Raw genomic sequence first — 15,154 nt, forward strand, 5'->3', positions numbered from 1 at the left:
CTGCATATTTTACACGGATTTTTATAAAATTGAGTTTTTTTCTATTGTTTAAATATAAATCAGATTGAAAACAGCATGAGTTCAACAAGAAATCCTTTGAGAACGCGCTGTTCGTTTTGATATTTATTTTAAAATTAAGTTGCTTAGGCGCTGCTACTCTTTCCAGCACGCATTGCATTATCGCTAAAAACGGCTCAAACTTAAATCAAATTAATCGTGTGTCTTTTAGTAATAGAACGAATAAAAGAAAATTAATTTATAAAAAACTCGATTAGTTCAAAGTTTTATCGGTGAACCAAGTCAAAAACGACACTTTCTCTAGTAGTATTTTTGCATAACAAAAGTATAATTTTTAGGATACATATTATAAACATTTATTGTCATAAGGCGGACAGATGTCAGGATTACATACGTCTCCAAAATTTTCGGGGTTTATTCGACGATTGGTCGAAGATGGTCATATGTCTGCATCAGGTATGCAAACAGCAATCGACACAGCAAAAAAAGCACAACAAGATATTGTTGCGCATCTGATTGAACATCATCGTCTTTCTCAACTTACCATTGCTGAAACCATTGCAGTCGAATTCGGTGAACCAGTCTTTGATTTAGCGGTTTTTGATACGGCTTTGCTGCCACGTGAGCTCGCTGATAGCAAGTTGATTCACAAACATCGGGTTGCCCCTTTGATTCAACGTGGGCAAATCCTCTATGTTGCCACCAGCAATCCAACCAATATCGACGCATTGGATGCGATTCGTTTTAACACCAAACTCAATATCGAACCGATTATTGTTGAACACAGCAAACTCGAAAAACTCATTGAGCAACAATTTGGGGACACGGATAACTTTGATTTTGGTGAAAATGAAGATTTTGATCTTGATGTCGATATACCCACTGAATCAACACAAGATGATGAAGTCCCTCAAGGTGAAGAAGCACCGATTGTAAAATACATCAACAAGTTACTCATTGATGCGATTCGTATGGGGGCATCCGACTTACACTTTGAGCCTTATGAGAAAATGTATCGGGTTCGCTATCGTGTCGATGGCGTATTGCGTCAAATTGCAAATCCGCCGTTGCAACTCGCCACTCGACTTGCTTCACGTTTAAAAGTCATGTCGCAAATGGACATCTCTGAAAAACGGATGCCGCAAGATGGTCGTATTAAACTCAAGCTATCCAAAACCAAAGCGATTGACTTCCGTGTCAACTCATTACCCACGCTATTTGGTGAAAAATTGGTGCTGCGTATCCTTGATCCATCCAGTGCAATGTTAGGCATTGAGGCACTCGGTTATGAAGAAGAACAAAAAGCATTATTTCTAGAAGCACTCGACAAGCCTCAAGGCATGCTCTTGATCACAGGTCCAACAGGTTCAGGTAAAACAGTTTCCTTATATACAGGGATTAACATCCTTAACACTGAAGACACCAATATATCCACCGCAGAGGATCCTGTTGAGATCAACTTAGAAGGGATCAATCAGGTTAACGTCAACACCAAGACAGGCTTAACCTTCTCTGCTGCCCTTAAAGCCTTTCTCCGTCAAGATCCTGATATCATCATGGTTGGTGAGATTCGTGACCTAGAAACTGCTGAAATTGCAATTAAAGCAGCGCAAACAGGTCATATGGTCATGTCTACACTTCATACCAACAGTGCGCCTGAAACATTAACTCGCTTGCGTAATATGGGAGTACCCTCCTTCAATATCGCAACTTCAGTCAATCTTGTTATTGCTCAGCGATTAGCACGTCGCTTATGTCCACAGTGCAAACAAGCGATAGATATTCCCAAACAAAGTCTTTTAGAGTTAGGCTTCACTGAACAAGATTTAGCAAATCCTGAACTTCAGATATTTCAACCCGTTGGTTGTTCTGAATGTCGTGAAGGCTACAAAGGCCGTGTCGGTATCTATGAAGTGATGAAAGTGACCCCTGAAATTTCTAAAATCATTATGGAAGATGGCAATGCTTTACAAATCGCAGCTGCATCTGCACAAGCTGGTTTTAACAATTTAAGGCGTTCAGGTTTACAAAAAGTCATGCAAGGGATCACTTCATTACAAGAAGTTAATCGAGTCACAAGTGAATAAAATTAATAAAAAGGATTAATAATCATGGCAGCTAAAAAAGCGCAAATGATGCCTACTTTTGCTTATGAAGGGGTAGATCGTAAAGGGGCAAAAATTAAAGGGGAATTACCTGCACGTAATATGGCTTTAGCAAAAGTCACTTTACGTAAACAGGGTGTCACCATTAAGAATATTCGTGAAAAACGTAAAAATATTCTCGATGGCTTAATGAAAAGACGAGTCACAACACTGGATATCACGGTGTTTACACGCCAGCTGGCAACCATGATGAAAGCTGGTGTACCACTGGTTCAAGGGTTTGAAATTGTTGCTGAAGGCTTAGAAAACCCTGCCATGCGTGAAGTCGTACTGGGCATAAAGAGCGAGGTAGAAGGTGGTAATACTTTTGCTGGCGCGCTAAAAAAATACCCGCAGTATTTTGACAATTTATTTTGCTCTTTAGTTGAATCAGGCGAACAGTCGGGTGCGCTAGAAACCATGCTCGATCGTGTTGCAATCTACAAAGAAAAAAGTGAATTACTGAAACAAAAGATCAAAAAAGCCATGAAATACCCAGCCACAGTGGTTGTGGTTGCGGTGATTGTGACGATTATTTTGATGGTCAAAGTTGTGCCTGTTTTCCAAGATCTATTTAGTTCATTTGGTGCTGACTTACCTGCCTTTACCAAAATGGTGGTGAATATGTCGGTATGGATGCAAGAATATTGGTTTATTCTGATTATTGTGATTGGTGCAATTATTGCGTGCTTTCTCGAAGCGAAAAAACGCAGTAAAAAATTTCGAGATACCTTGGATAAAATGGCGCTGAGATTGCCTATTTTCGGTGATTTAGTTTATAAAGCCATTATTGCGCGATATAGTCGTACTTTGGCAACCACATTTGCAGCAGGTGTGCCACTGATTGATGCACTTGAATCAACCGCTGGTGCAACCAACAACGTGGTCTACGAAGATGCGGTGATGAAGATCCGCGAAGATGTCGCAACTGGACAACAATTACAGTTTGCCATGCGCGTGTCGAATCGTTTCCCATCGATGGCGATTCAAATGGTTGCGATCGGTGAAGAATCTGGCGCTCTAGACAGTATGCTCGATAAAGTGGCAACCCACTATGAAAATGAAGTCGATAACGCAGTCGATGGCCTTACATCTATGATGGAACCACTCATTATGGCAATTCTAGGTGTACTGGTCGGTGGGCTTGTGATTGCAATGTATCTTCCAATCTTCCAAATGGGTTCCGTGGTCTAATGCAACAATTTTTCTCTTATTTTATCGAAAACCCAACTGCCCTCTACCTTGCAGTTGGGTTGTTGAGTTTATGTATTGGTAGTTTCCTCAACGTGGTGATTTTCCGCACGCCTCGAATGATGGAACAGGAATGGCAGCAAGAATGTCAGATGCTGCTCCACCCAGAACAACCGCTCATCGATCAAAGTAAATTAACACTTAGTCAACCGCCCTCGACCTGCCCAAAATGTCACTCTGCTATACGCTGGTATCAAAATATTCCTGTGATCAGTTGGCTCGTATTACGTGGTAAATGCGGTGCTTGTCAAAATCCAATTAGTATCCGCTATCCATTGATTGAGCTCCTCACCATGGCGTGTTCACTGGTGGTTGTGGCTGTGTTTGGTGCAACCATTCAAATGCTGTTTGCATTGATTTTCACATGGGTTTTAATCACACTGACCTTTATTGATTTTGATACGCAACTGCTTCCTGACCGTTTTACCCTTCCCCTTGCAGCCTTAGGTTTGGCAATTAACAGTTTTGCGATTTATACCACAGCAAGCTCGGCGATTTGGGGCTATGTAATCGGCTTCCTCTGTCTATGGATTGTTTATTATCTTTTTAAGCTGATTACAGGCAAGGAAGGGATGGGTTATGGAGATTTCAAGTTACTCGCAGCCCTAGGTGCTTGGATGGGACCGATGTTGCTGCCTTTAATTGTTTTACTCTCTTCAATTGTGGGTGCAATTGTGGGTATTATTCTGTTAAAAATGCGTGGTGAAAATCAACCCTTTGCATTTGGTCCTTATATCGCGATTGCAGGTTGGATTGCCTTTTTATGGGGTGATCAAATTATGAAAGTTTATCTTGGAGGTTAACATGCGATTTATCTTGGGAATTACAGGGGGTATTGGCAGTGGTAAATCTGCGGCGACCCAATGGTTTGAATCTCAAGGTATTCGCGTTGTGGATGCAGATATTGTGGCAAGAGAAGTCGTAGAGCGAGGTCAACCTGCATTAAAAAGCATTCAAGATACTTTTGGAGATTGGGTATTATTGGAAGATGGTAATTTAAATCGACGTGCACTGCGTGAGCATATTTTTCAATCCCCAGAAGCCCGTCAAACTTTGGAAAAAATCACCCACCCAGCCATTCGCCAGTCGATTATCCAACAATTACAACAAGCCCAAAGCCCTTATGTGATATTAGTTTCACCACTACTCTTTGAAACCAATCAGCATGAACTCGTTCATCACACCTTACTGATTGATGCAGATGAACAAACACAGTTACAACGCGCCAGCCAACGTGATGGACAAAATGCAGCTGAGATTAGAAAAATTATCGAGGCACAAATGCCTAGAGCTCAAAAACAACAACTTGCCAATGACATTGTTCTCAATGATGGTTTATTAGAACATCTGCATAAGCAACTCAAGCCTTTGCATTTAAGCTATTTACAACATGCTGAGCAGTTTTTTTAATCTTTTTTTTGCTGAGCAAGTTGTTTAGTTAAACTGTCTTGACGGAACCACCGCCATGGCTGTAACGCCCCGATTGCCATTCCCACCAAACCACAAGCAACAGCAACACTTAATGGCTCATTTAACAACGGAACGGCAAGCACAGCAGCGATAAATGGCGCTAAAGTGACAATACTTCCAGTCTTAAATGCACCTAAACGCTCAATTGCAGCGATATAAGTCAAAGTAGCAACAATCACCACCAGCACGCCATGAAACAACCCTTGTACCAGTAAATGTACAGCTTCGACTTCTTGGAAATGCTTTGGAATAAATAAAAGATAAATCGGTAAATAAATCAATGCTGACCAGATTGCGACACTCGCCATCGCATGCCATGCGGACAATTGCCACTGTTTCAACAGCACAGTGAATAGCCCCCACCAAACTGCACTAAAAAAGAATAACAGATCACCTAAACCAAATGAGGAAGCTTGCTCATGCAACATCAAATAGCTCATCACTGCTAAAGCACTCAACATGATGATTAGGCTCAACCATGTATGTTTATCAAAGGTCTGCTTAAAAAATAAATAAGCAGCGACAGCAGTACATAATGGAATAAAACCATTTAAAAAAATCGCGGCATGGGCTGCGGGGGCATGTAGAAAAGCAGTATAGACGGTAAAACAATATGCTAGTCCGCCTGTTAATGCCAATATCACTGCGCGTGGATGCCACAAAAAACCAAAATCTTTCTTATAAATTAGAATCGGCATGAGTATCGCAAACGCAATCGCAAAGCGCATTGCAACCAAATCCCACGCACTGATATGCCAATGTGCATTTAAGCGCGAAAAAATGGTAAAGCCGCCCCAAATACACATGGTGATGAAGACAAATACGTAGCCTTGGGTTCGAGCAGTCATATCAAAGTACTTGAATTATCATACCGCAAGCATATGCTTATACATTGCGCTGACGGCACGCTTCATACAGTGCCATTCCCGTCGCCACACTCACATTCAAGCTTTGTAAATCACCTGACATTGGAATATAAACCGTGTGATCACACTGAGACTGTGTAATTGGTCGCAAGCCTGTATCTTCAGCACCCATCACGATCACAATCGGTCCACTAAAATCACATTGCTGAAGAGGCAAGGCTTTCTCATCTAACATCGTGCCAATAACGCGCGTATGTGTGGTGTCTTTTAAATGCGCCAAAGTCCGTGCCAAATTAGTCACTTGAATAAATTTAACCTTTTCAGCGCCCCCTGCTGCAACTTTGCGTGCAGTCGGTGTAAGTCCTGCGGAACGGTCACGAGGCACAATCACAGCTTGAACCCCCATTGCAGCAGCGGTACGAATACAAGCACCAAGGTTATGCGGATCAGTCACTTGATCAAGTGCCAACAACAATGCATTTGGAGTCTGTTGCATCAGTTGATCTAAATCTTGTTCATTTAAGGTCGGATGTGGACGTACAGCCGCTACAACCCCCTGATGAAAAGGCAGACCCGCCAATTTTTCTAAACTGTCTCGACTGGCTTGTTGCACACTAATTCCAAAAGGTTCTGCAAGCTGTAAAATTTTTTGTAGTCGTTGATCATCACGACCTTTTAAAGTAAATAAAGTCAAAACTCGCTCAGGCTCTAACTCTAATAATGACTCCACCGAGTGAACACCATAATAATATTCAGATTTTGCCATGAACGAACGACCTCTTTAAAAAATGCCCTTTTCAAAAAGGGGATTTAGGTTGTAAAAGTTTCACTTTCAAGCGAGAACTTTTGGGAGACTTATAAAAAATAAAAATCCTGCAAAGTGACTTTACAGGTGAGGAGCGAATAGCTCCGCAAGGGAATTTAATAAAAAAATCCTGTAAATGACTTTACAGGATTCTCTTTAGATATAGTGTACTCGATTTAAACAGTAATAGGTTAGCCTTCTAAATGGCAAACATAATCGAGGACTTCATCCGCTTCGATATGAAAAACACTATTGCCAGGCACATAAAAAGACTGCCCTGCACGGAATAACTCACTTTCAGTGCTATCTGCAATTTTTACTCGGCATTCACCAGAAATAATTTCCATACGCTCTGGTACATGCGTCTCAAATGCTAAAGGCTGTTCAGTAGGCAAAAGTACACCTAAAGTTTTTTTCGTACCATCTTCAAATTGTACCGTATGGCTAATACATGCCCCACCAAAATACACATTTGACTTTTTAATGACCGTAACATGATCAAACTGCACTGAACTCATGCCTACTCTCCAAATAATGCAGCATTTATATTAGGTTATGATGGACGTAGTTTAATTGTGCCTGCGTCACTAATCAATCCATTTTTTTCATGCTTTTTGCAGCAAATGGCGAAGCTCCAAAGTGCTTTATCACTGAGAGAACTGCCATATCCTAGGCAAATAAGCAAAATGCTGTATTCAACCCTTGTAGCAACTATAAAACTTCTCTATCTTTAAGCAAAAGATTTTGTGCATTGGATGCGTTTATGCTCACCCATTTAACTTTAATTAATTTTGCACTCGCCGACCACCTCGCTTTAGATATTGAACAAGGTTTTAATGTACTTACTGGTGAAACTGGTGCAGGTAAATCGTTATTGTTAGATGCATTATCTGCCTGTTTAGGAGAGCGCACAGACACCCATTATGTTCGCTATGGTGCTGATAAAGCAGATGTGACTGCCGTATTTAGTTATCAGCCTGAAAGTGCTGAAGCACATTGGCTGACCGAACATGAACTGGATGATGACACGGGTGAAATCCATTTACGACGTGTGGTTTTTGCCACAGGTCGAAGTAAAGCGTGGATTAATGGACGACCAAGCAGTTTAACTGAGCTAAAAGAAATTGGCCGCTTGTTGGTACAACTCTATAGTCAACATAGCCAACAGCAGTTACTTGAACCTCCTTATCCCAAACATTGGTTAGATCGCTATAGTAACTTTGCGGATCCAGCCAACGCAGTGCGAGAAGCGTATGCGACTTGGCAAAAAAACATTCAACAACATCAAGCCGCACTAGATGCGCAAGCAACGCGCATTCAAAGAATACAAACGCTTGAATCTCAACTTGAAGAACTCGAAGAAGTCATTCAAACAGACTATCGTGAAACCGAACAAGAATTCGATCGTCTGAGCCACCATGAACATATTATGCAAGACTGTGGTTTTAGCTTAAATGTGCTAGACGAAGCCGAACAAAATATTACCCAAGAAGTTGCCTCTATCATCCGTCGTTTGGAATCTCACTCAGGACGTAGTGAACAACTCTCTAGTATTTATAATTCATTATTAAATGCGCAAAGTGAAATAGATGATGCAACCGCGAATCTACGCCAATTCATTGATCGCCAAAGTTTTGATCCTGAGCGTATGGAACAGCTCAACGCAACTTTAGAAATTTTCCATCGTCTTGCACGTAAATACCGTACTCAACCAGAACAACTCAAACAAGAGTACGAAACTTGGCAACAAGAACTTGAACAGCTTCATCATCTTGAAGATCCAGAAACCTTAGCTGAACAGGTCGAGATGTCCTACCAAACGTTTATGCAAAAAGCACAACATTTGGATGAGATTCGTCGTGCTACCGCGATTCCATTGGCGAAGCAACTTACTGAGCAAGTCAAACCGCTTGCCTTACCTGAAGCCTATTTTGAGTTTAAGTTTGAGCCTTTAACGCCAGCAAATGCTGAGGGTTTAAGCGCTATTCAACTGTTATTTACCGCTAATAAAGGCATTCCACCGCAACCCTTGGCACGTGTGGCGTCAGGCGGCGAACTTTCACGTATTGCACTGGTCATGCAAGTCATGAATGCTGAGAAAACCGAAGCTGAAGTGCTGGTTTTTGATGAAATTGATGTCGGCATCAGTGGCGGAACTGCTGAAGTGGTTGGACGCCTTCTCGCTGATTTGGCACAACATGTACAGTTACTGTGTATTACCCACCAAGCGCAAGTGGCAGCACAATCTGACCAACATCTATTGGTGAAGAAGCAGCAAACTGATCCTGCTAGCAGTACCATCATTGATTTAGATGAACAGCAACGGATTTTGGAACTTGCCCGCATGTCTGGGGGGGTCGAAATTAGCGAAACAACTTTACAGCATGCTAAACAATTACGTCAGTTGAAGTTTCAACCGACCTAAGCTTTGCGAGAAAATATCAGAAAATGATTGGCGAAATCCGATCAACTCTTGTATGTTGATAAAAAGAACCTATATAGATAAATTAGCAGAATATTTTGATGGAGAACCACCTAGGTGACGAAACAATATTTAACACATCGTTGTCTAATTGCTCCACCAGACATGGCAGATGACTTTTTTGCAAACACAGTCATTTATGTAGCTCGCCATGATGAAGACGGCGCTCAAGGCATTGTTATCAACCGCCCTTCTGACCTACAAATCAAAGAATTACTCAATGATTTAGAGATTGATGCGGACAATGTACAACCCCATGCAGTTTTGCAAGGTGGACCATTACGTCCCGAGGCTGGCTTTGTTTTACATACCGGCCAACCTACTTGGCATTCGTCTATCGCGGTGGGTGAAAATGTGTGTATCACCACCAGCAAAGATATCTTAGATGCAATTGCACACAATGAAGGTGTTGGTCGCTATCAAATCGCATTGGGTTATGCAAGTTGGAGCAAAAATCAACTTGAGGAAGAAATGGCTCGAGGTGATTGGCTGATTTGCGATTCAGATATGGATTTGATTTTTAATTTACCCTATGACGATCGTTGGGATGCAGCCTACAAAAAAATTGGGGTAGATCGTACATGGTTGGCTTCAGAGATTGGTCATGCCTGATAACAAAAGTTCGCAATCCATCATGGCTTTTGATTTTGGCACCCAGAAAATGGGAATTGCGATTGGTCAGTCGAGTATCGAAAGCACCAACCCTCTCCCTCTATTCATCATGAAAGATGGCATTCCTGACTGGAATCAGTTATTGAAGCTGGTCAAAGAATGGCAACCCAATCTATTTTTAGTAGGTCTGCCACTGAACATGGATGATAGTGAGTCAGAACTTTCTGCACGTGCCCGCAAATTTGCACGACGCTTACGCCATCAAACCAACATTGAAACATGGATGGTCGATGAACGATTAACCACTCGAGAAGCACGAGAAGAACTTGAATTTTATCAAGAGCGAGGTCGCGCCAAACGCTTATCTGCGGATAGTTTTGCAGCTGCGTTGCTGATTCAAAGTTGGTATCGTGATCCTACTGGAGTTACGCCTTAAAAGAACTGTCCCTCAACTTTCTATCACAGAGCAGCATTAGTATTATTCCGCGATAGAAAACAACTTCAAGATAACAACTCTTGAATAAAATAAGATACACGGAAGCGTCATCCACAACCTGCGTGGCATAAACAAGATTTTGTTTCTGCGAAAAAGCATATAAATGAAGAAATAGAACAGGTTTTGTGGTGAGCTGCGACTATAGCAGCGCAAGATGCCTTTGCCTACTTTGGGCGAAACCAAAGTAGGGCGAACCGCAGGTTTAACCTGAAATTGGATGAGAACTCAGCAAGACTCCGTATATCACTATTTCTCAATAATTCGAACCGTGGCCGTGCGTCCAGACACAAAAGCTAACGGATTCTGTGGTTGTTCATCTAACACGATCTTGACAGGTACACGTTGTGCTAAACGCACCCAACTAAAGGTTGGGTTCACGTTAGCAAGTAAATTCGAACTACCTGAGCGCTCACGATCTTCAATTCCCGTTGCTACCCCTTGAACATGCCCTTTAATCTGCTGACGATCACCCATGAGTTGAACTGTTGCCTGATCACCAACATGAATACGATTGAGTTTAGTCTCCTCAAAATAACCCACCACATAAAGCTGATGGCGATCGATTAATGCGGCGACGGCTTGCCCCACATTGACATAACTCCCAACACGCAAATCAAAATTTGATAAAGTTCCATCAGCAGGCGCAACCACTTCTGAACGATGTAAATTTAATTGGGCTAAATGTAAACTACTTTGAGCAACCTCAATCAATGCTTGTTGTTGTTGAATCGCAGCATTGGACTGTTCAATAGTGGCAACAAGTTGCTCGCGTTCTGCCACAGCTTGATCACGGCTTGCAAACACTTGATCCTGCTCCTGCTTTGAGATCGCACCATCCATGAGACTGGCATAACGAGCCGCATTCTTTTCAGTCAGTTTCATATTGGCTTCAGTTTTGATCAAACTGGCTTTCGCACCAGCCATATTTGCATGAGCTTGTGCTAATCCCGCCTTCGCTTTGGCTAAATCAGATTTTGCTTGCTCAACATCTAAGGCTTGACGTGCGACATCAATTTTGAAAAGCACCTGCCCCTTTTTTACAGTTTGGTTATCCTGTACCAGAACCTCTGTGACCAGACCATTGACATCTGATGCAACCTGAATCACATCCCCTCGTACTCGACCATCTCTCGTCCAAGGCGCTGCATTATAGTAATTCCACAAATGCACAACTGCGTAAACCGCGACCACAATCGCAACCAGTAATACCACAGGACGTATGACTTTTCGCACCTCAAATGCATTCATGTTAATCACCTTTAGCACTAATTTTTAAATCAATAAATTTCAAACTGAGCATTTATTAAAAAGCTCTTAGACCCACAACCATACAAATAGCCCATGTACCAGTAACAACACGGCCAAGTAAAAACACAGATTAAAAATACTCGGCAGTGCGATCCACCCCTTGATGACCAATCTGTCAATCCACGGGCTAAGCAGCTTAAACAAGACATAAGCGATGATGGCTTGCACCAAAAGAATAGGGATATAAATGCCGTAAAGATTAATTTCACCCATGTGATACACCTGCTGCTGACATTGCCAAATCCATCTGATCTGTTTGAACATGACCAATGCTTTCACAAATATTATTCAGCGAAATCAACAATCTTTGCTGTAATTGAGTATCTTCAATCTGCTGAGCAATACGATGAAGGACATTCACTTGTTGCACAATTGAGTTTGAAAAATGATGCAGTGAAGGTTGTTTCTCTTGGGCTTGGAAATATTGCGTTAATTGCTGCTGTAATACTGCGACTTCAGTTTGTAGTGAGGCGAGCTGCGGCAGCTTTTGACTAATTTCTTGTAGACGAACCAAATCAACAATCGAACTACTCTCAATCAATGCATTCTGAATCGCTGTTTTAATCTCAGGATTTTGCACCAACTTGGTATTCAGAATACCCACGCGATCCAACATACTGCGTAAATGGATTTTAAAATCACTACCATAAGACATGCTTAAGGCCTGACGCATGGCTTGATAATGCAAAGCCAAAATACGCGTGGCACTGGTATCTGGTGAAACGGCACGAACCAAATCAATCACAATTAACGACACCAAAACACCCAAGATCATGGCAAAGGAACTATCCAGATAAGAAACCGCATCCATCGTATATTGGTTATGCAGATTCAAACCCATCATGGTATTGATCCCAAGAACCATACCAATCGGCATTAGCATTTGATTGGCCATCATGGTCACAGCCACAAGGAACATCGGAAACAGGACCAATGCCAATTGCCAAAAATGTGTGACATGCGGAAAAATACCAAAGGCGTATAAAAAGACCAAACCCGCCGAGACAATACTGCCCCAAATAAAAATCCGTAGAACAGGGACAGGATTATCCAAAGCAGTCAAAATACACGCCGTCACTGCGCCCATTTGCGCCATCATAAATCCAGCTTTCCATCCTGACAGAATCCATGCGCCAGTCACGATAAAGGTGATCAGCACAGCACTGATGCCACCACGAACGGCAATCCCATGATCACGATGTAAACTTGGATATTTCGTCGTAATCGCAGTAATTTCGACAGGGATCTCTTTATTCCCTTGCTGGATTTGCTGCCAAAGGAGCTTTACCGCCAAAATATTGGTAATAAAATGACGAACGTCCATTTTTAATGCAGCCAACACCACTTGCTGTTCAGCACTTGCCATCGCCATCAGTTCAACAAAATCTTGCTCAAAGCTAATTGGTAAGGTCTGTAAATCACTCGGTTTTAACAGCTGATCCTGTTTTAAAAATGCTAAGCTATGCTGAAGAATGAGATCTAAGTTCGGTGCAAGATTGCTCATCTGCATTTTTTCAAGCTGTTTCACCCGCTGGGACAGTGCCACCAAATTCGCAACCACTAATGAAACCTGATGCAACATTTCCTGCAAAGGTTTGGTCATACCCTTCAATTCGCCTTTTTCATAGGCCAAATGAACTGCCAAAGCGTGAATATCCGAAGCATCACGTGTGATCACAGATAGAATTTGCGTATCATCGCCTGAACTTGTCTGAACACTCATTAAATTCCTAAAGGTACTTTCTAGATCACTCAAGGTTTTATTGACACGCTGCTTAATCATGGCACCAACATGAACAGGCAAAATCGTGGCCGAAACCACTGCGGATGCAATCACACCGATTGAAATTTCTAATACCCGCGCCAATGCAATATCAAACATATTGTAGGTATCAATATAGGTAATGGCGTTATACACGATCATTGCGGTTGAATAGCCCGCCAACATAAATACATAACTGCGTGGCGTACGATCCAGTAATGAAACATATAAAGCGAAACCTACCCACAAAGATAAAATAACGGTGAACAACCACGGGGTATTGATAAAATGAGGGGTTAACAATAAGGCAACCATTGCCCCAACGACGGTCCCAACTAAACGATAAACACATTTGGAAGACACCATTCCTGAGTATGGATTGGCAATAATCAAAACCGTACCAATCGACCACATTGGATTAATTAAATCGAGTTCAAAGGAAATAAACAGTGCCAGCATGCCTGCCACAAATGTTTTACAGGCAAAAATAATGTCCAGTCGGCTCGGTCTAAAAGCCAACAACTGTTTAAATAGCATGAACGTGTCTCAATTCTGAGTCAGTCTTCTCACCCATATTGTTTCAGCCACATAAATCAATGCGACGACGAACTCACCTAACTTGGGTAAATATCCAAATCAGTGTGATATGAGTAAAGCTGATGGTGGGGAATGATGCACAATGCTTGGAGGTTTTTAGGTGGTTTATTCTAAAAACAATTATCCAAATAAGACATTGTGTTGTTGATTTTTTCAAAATATAGGTAATTAGTCAACACAAATTATCACTATTTGATAATTTTAACTATAATAAAAATAATCTCGATAGATCTGGTTTTGCTTCTCACAGTGACACTGGAACGAGTGTACCTTCACGATCAGATTTAAAAGCCCATACACGAACCTAGGCTTTTCTGTTATAAAACAATAAAAGTTTGATTTTCACGTTATTTTTAAGGAGTAGGCGCCAAACATGGCAATTTCGAGTTTTGGTAAGATTCTGACCGTATTGGATTTATTCTCAGTTTCACGCCCAATTATCAATGTCGATATCATTTGTGATGAGCTTGGTCTATCCAAACCTACCGCCTATCGCTACCTTAAAGAGCTGGTTGCAACCGATATGTTGAAACGTATTAGTGGCACCTCAGGTGATTACACTTTAGGGTCTAAAATCGCGGTTTTAGACTATATTTCGCATAGTACCGACCCCTTAGTGCAAATTAGTATTCCATTTATGCGAGATATTGTAGAGAAGACCGAACTTTGCTGTTTGCTCACCTATTTAAATCATGATTATTGCATTGATTTACATCATGAAACCTATAAAGAATCAGAGTTATTATCCTTTGGTCGTGGTTGTCCACGCCCTGTTTATATTGGTGCATCACCTAAAATTGTCATTGCTCACTTAACTAAGCAACGGATACAAGCTTACTACCAACAGTTCTCCCAAGAACTTGCTCAAGTTGGATTTGCACAAAACTTAGATGAGTTTGTTCAACAGATGCGAAAGATTAAAAAACAAGGCTTTTATTTATCACAAGGTGAGATTGATCCACTGATTTGTGGTCTTTCAGTACCGATTCGCTTTTCAAGCAAAGAAGCGCCTATCGCCCTCACTTTAGTGGCATCAAAAAAGCGTTTTGATTTTCTCAATATTGAAAAACTGATTGAAATCTTGCAAAACAATGCTGCTCATATCGAACTTAAATTTGCATTGCTTGCAGACAATCAATGACGTTAAATTCGAGAATATAAAAAACATTTACATTTCCAACCGTTGTAAAAATCAATAAATTCTCATATTATGATTATGTTCTTCAGCATCCTCTCCTCAAGAGAGCATGTTTCCTCAGAGAACTAAGCTCATCCATGTTATGGGCTTTTTTCTTGTCTTGATTTCCACATGACCAATAAAAAGCCCTCCATCAGGAAGGCTT

General features: G+C 41.4%; 14 protein-coding genes. 8 read left to right on the forward strand and 6 right to left on the reverse strand.

Annotated features, from left to right (window positions below; translation table 11 throughout):
- Positions 1-395 precede the first annotated feature (395 nt).
- From pilB to coaE, 4 genes are read left to right on the forward strand one after another with little or no spacing between them, the layout of a single operon-like run.
- Entirely contained in the window at positions 396-2,105 is a 1,710-nt protein-coding gene (gene pilB / locus EAH57_RS09410; RefSeq protein ID WP_121929830.1) for a type IV-A pilus assembly ATPase PilB, read from the forward strand.
- Positions 2,106-2,129: 24 nt separating this feature from the next.
- On the forward strand, positions 2,130-3,356 hold the full coding sequence (locus EAH57_RS09415) for a type II secretion system F family protein (RefSeq protein WP_121929831.1): 1,227 nt from the start codon (positions 2,130-2,132) through the stop codon (positions 3,354-3,356).
- Complete coding sequence (locus EAH57_RS16210; RefSeq protein WP_121929832.1) at positions 3,356-4,216, forward strand: prepilin peptidase; 861 nt, start codon at positions 3,356-3,358, stop codon at positions 4,214-4,216. The genes EAH57_RS09415 and EAH57_RS16210 overlap by 1 nt, the downstream gene beginning before the upstream one ends.
- 1 nt (position 4,217) lies before the next feature.
- Positions 4,218-4,823 (forward strand): dephospho-CoA kinase, encoded by a 606-nt coding sequence (coaE, locus tag EAH57_RS09425; RefSeq protein ID WP_121929833.1) that lies wholly within the window; start codon positions 4,218-4,220, stop codon positions 4,821-4,823.
- On the opposite strand, the gene EAH57_RS09430 is transcribed toward coaE, so the two are convergent.
- The 3 genes from EAH57_RS09430 to EAH57_RS09440 form a co-directional block, all read right to left on the reverse strand.
- Positions 4,820-5,731, reverse strand: coding sequence for a DMT family transporter (locus EAH57_RS09430; RefSeq protein ID WP_121929834.1), 912 nt, complete (start codon positions 5,729-5,731; stop codon positions 4,820-4,822). The genes coaE and EAH57_RS09430 overlap by 4 nt on opposite strands.
- Before the next feature lie 37 nt (positions 5,732-5,768).
- Positions 5,769-6,515 (reverse strand): 23S rRNA (guanosine(2251)-2'-O)-methyltransferase RlmB, encoded by a 747-nt coding sequence (gene rlmB / locus EAH57_RS09435; RefSeq protein ID WP_005194769.1) that lies wholly within the window; start codon positions 6,513-6,515, stop codon positions 5,769-5,771.
- A gap of 230 nt (positions 6,516-6,745) precedes the next feature.
- Positions 6,746-7,072 (reverse strand): pyrimidine/purine nucleoside phosphorylase, encoded by a 327-nt coding sequence (locus EAH57_RS09440; RefSeq protein WP_004668356.1) that lies wholly within the window; start codon positions 7,070-7,072, stop codon positions 6,746-6,748.
- Positions 7,073-7,317: 245 nt separating this feature from the next.
- Here EAH57_RS09440 and recN point away from each other — a divergent pair, with 245 nt between their 5' ends.
- The 3 genes from recN (at position 7,318) to ruvX (ending at position 10,084) form a co-directional block, all read left to right on the forward strand.
- Entirely contained in the window at positions 7,318-8,979 is a 1,662-nt protein-coding gene (gene recN / locus EAH57_RS09445; protein WP_121929835.1) for a DNA repair protein RecN, read from the forward strand.
- A 114-nt stretch (positions 8,980-9,093) separates the two neighbouring features.
- Positions 9,094-9,648, forward strand: coding sequence for a YqgE/AlgH family protein (locus EAH57_RS09450; protein WP_121929836.1), 555 nt, complete (start codon positions 9,094-9,096; stop codon positions 9,646-9,648).
- The gene (ruvX, locus tag EAH57_RS09455; RefSeq protein WP_121929837.1) at positions 9,641-10,084 is read left to right on the forward strand and encodes a Holliday junction resolvase RuvX; all 444 of its coding nucleotides are present in this window, start codon (positions 9,641-9,643) and stop codon (positions 10,082-10,084) included. Before EAH57_RS09450 ends, ruvX begins: the two co-directional genes overlap by 8 nt.
- A 306-nt stretch (positions 10,085-10,390) precedes the next feature.
- Here the strand turns inward: ruvX and EAH57_RS09465 are convergent, their stop codons facing one another.
- From EAH57_RS09465 to EAH57_RS09475, 3 genes are all read right to left on the reverse strand, one after another.
- Complete coding sequence (locus tag EAH57_RS09465) at positions 10,391-11,392, reverse strand: HlyD family secretion protein (protein ID WP_121929838.1); 1,002 nt, start codon at positions 11,390-11,392, stop codon at positions 10,391-10,393.
- Between the two features lie 66 nt (positions 11,393-11,458).
- Positions 11,459-11,665 (reverse strand): DUF1656 domain-containing protein, encoded by a 207-nt coding sequence (locus EAH57_RS09470; RefSeq protein WP_121929839.1) that lies wholly within the window; start codon positions 11,663-11,665, stop codon positions 11,459-11,461.
- Positions 11,658-13,751: an FUSC family protein gene (locus EAH57_RS09475; RefSeq protein ID WP_121929840.1), complete on the reverse strand. Its 2,094-nt coding sequence runs from the start codon at positions 13,749-13,751 to the stop codon at positions 11,658-11,660. Before EAH57_RS09475 ends, EAH57_RS09470 begins: the two co-directional genes overlap by 8 nt.
- Positions 13,752-14,184: 433 nt before the next feature.
- Between EAH57_RS09475 and EAH57_RS09480 the strand changes: the two genes are divergently transcribed.
- A complete protein-coding gene (locus EAH57_RS09480; RefSeq protein ID WP_121929841.1) occupies positions 14,185-14,952 on the forward strand; it encodes an IclR family transcriptional regulator in 768 nt (255 codons plus the stop codon).
- Positions 14,953-15,154: the final 202 nt, after the last annotated feature.

Source organism: Acinetobacter sp. 2JN-4, from assembly GCF_003687745.1.
Lineage (GTDB): Bacteria > Pseudomonadota > Gammaproteobacteria > Pseudomonadales > Moraxellaceae > Acinetobacter > Acinetobacter halotolerans.

Excerpts from the sequence above, each read along its gene's own strand:
- EAH57_RS09480 (WP_121929841.1), top strand. The coding sequence starts at position 14,185 with ATGGCAATTTCGAGTTTTGGTAAGATTCTGACCGTATTGGATTTATTC.
- EAH57_RS09415 (WP_121929831.1), top strand. The coding sequence starts at position 2,130 with ATGGCAGCTAAAAAAGCGCAAATGATGCCTACTTTTGCTTATGAAGGG.
- recN (WP_121929835.1), top strand. The coding sequence starts at position 7,318 with ATGCTCACCCATTTAACTTTAATTAATTTTGCACTCGCCGACCACCTC.
- EAH57_RS09440 (WP_004668356.1), bottom strand. The coding sequence starts at position 7,072 with ATGAGTTCAGTGCAGTTTGATCATGTTACGGTCATTAAAAAGTCAAAT.
- EAH57_RS16210 (WP_121929832.1), top strand. The coding sequence starts at position 3,356 with ATGCAACAATTTTTCTCTTATTTTATCGAAAACCCAACTGCCCTCTAC.
- EAH57_RS09470 (WP_121929839.1), bottom strand. The coding sequence starts at position 11,665 with ATGGGTGAAATTAATCTTTACGGCATTTATATCCCTATTCTTTTGGTG.
- ruvX (WP_121929837.1), top strand. The coding sequence starts at position 9,641 with ATGCCTGATAACAAAAGTTCGCAATCCATCATGGCTTTTGATTTTGGC.
- EAH57_RS09430 (WP_121929834.1), bottom strand. The coding sequence starts at position 5,731 with ATGACTGCTCGAACCCAAGGCTACGTATTTGTCTTCATCACCATGTGT.
- EAH57_RS09475 (WP_121929840.1), bottom strand. The coding sequence starts at position 13,751 with ATGCTATTTAAACAGTTGTTGGCTTTTAGACCGAGCCGACTGGACATT.
- rlmB (WP_005194769.1), bottom strand. The coding sequence starts at position 6,515 with ATGGCAAAATCTGAATATTATTATGGTGTTCACTCGGTGGAGTCATTA.
- pilB (WP_121929830.1), top strand. The coding sequence starts at position 396 with ATGTCAGGATTACATACGTCTCCAAAATTTTCGGGGTTTATTCGACGA.
- coaE (WP_121929833.1), top strand. The coding sequence starts at position 4,218 with ATGCGATTTATCTTGGGAATTACAGGGGGTATTGGCAGTGGTAAATCT.
- EAH57_RS09465 (WP_121929838.1), bottom strand. The coding sequence starts at position 11,392 with ATGAATGCATTTGAGGTGCGAAAAGTCATACGTCCTGTGGTATTACTG.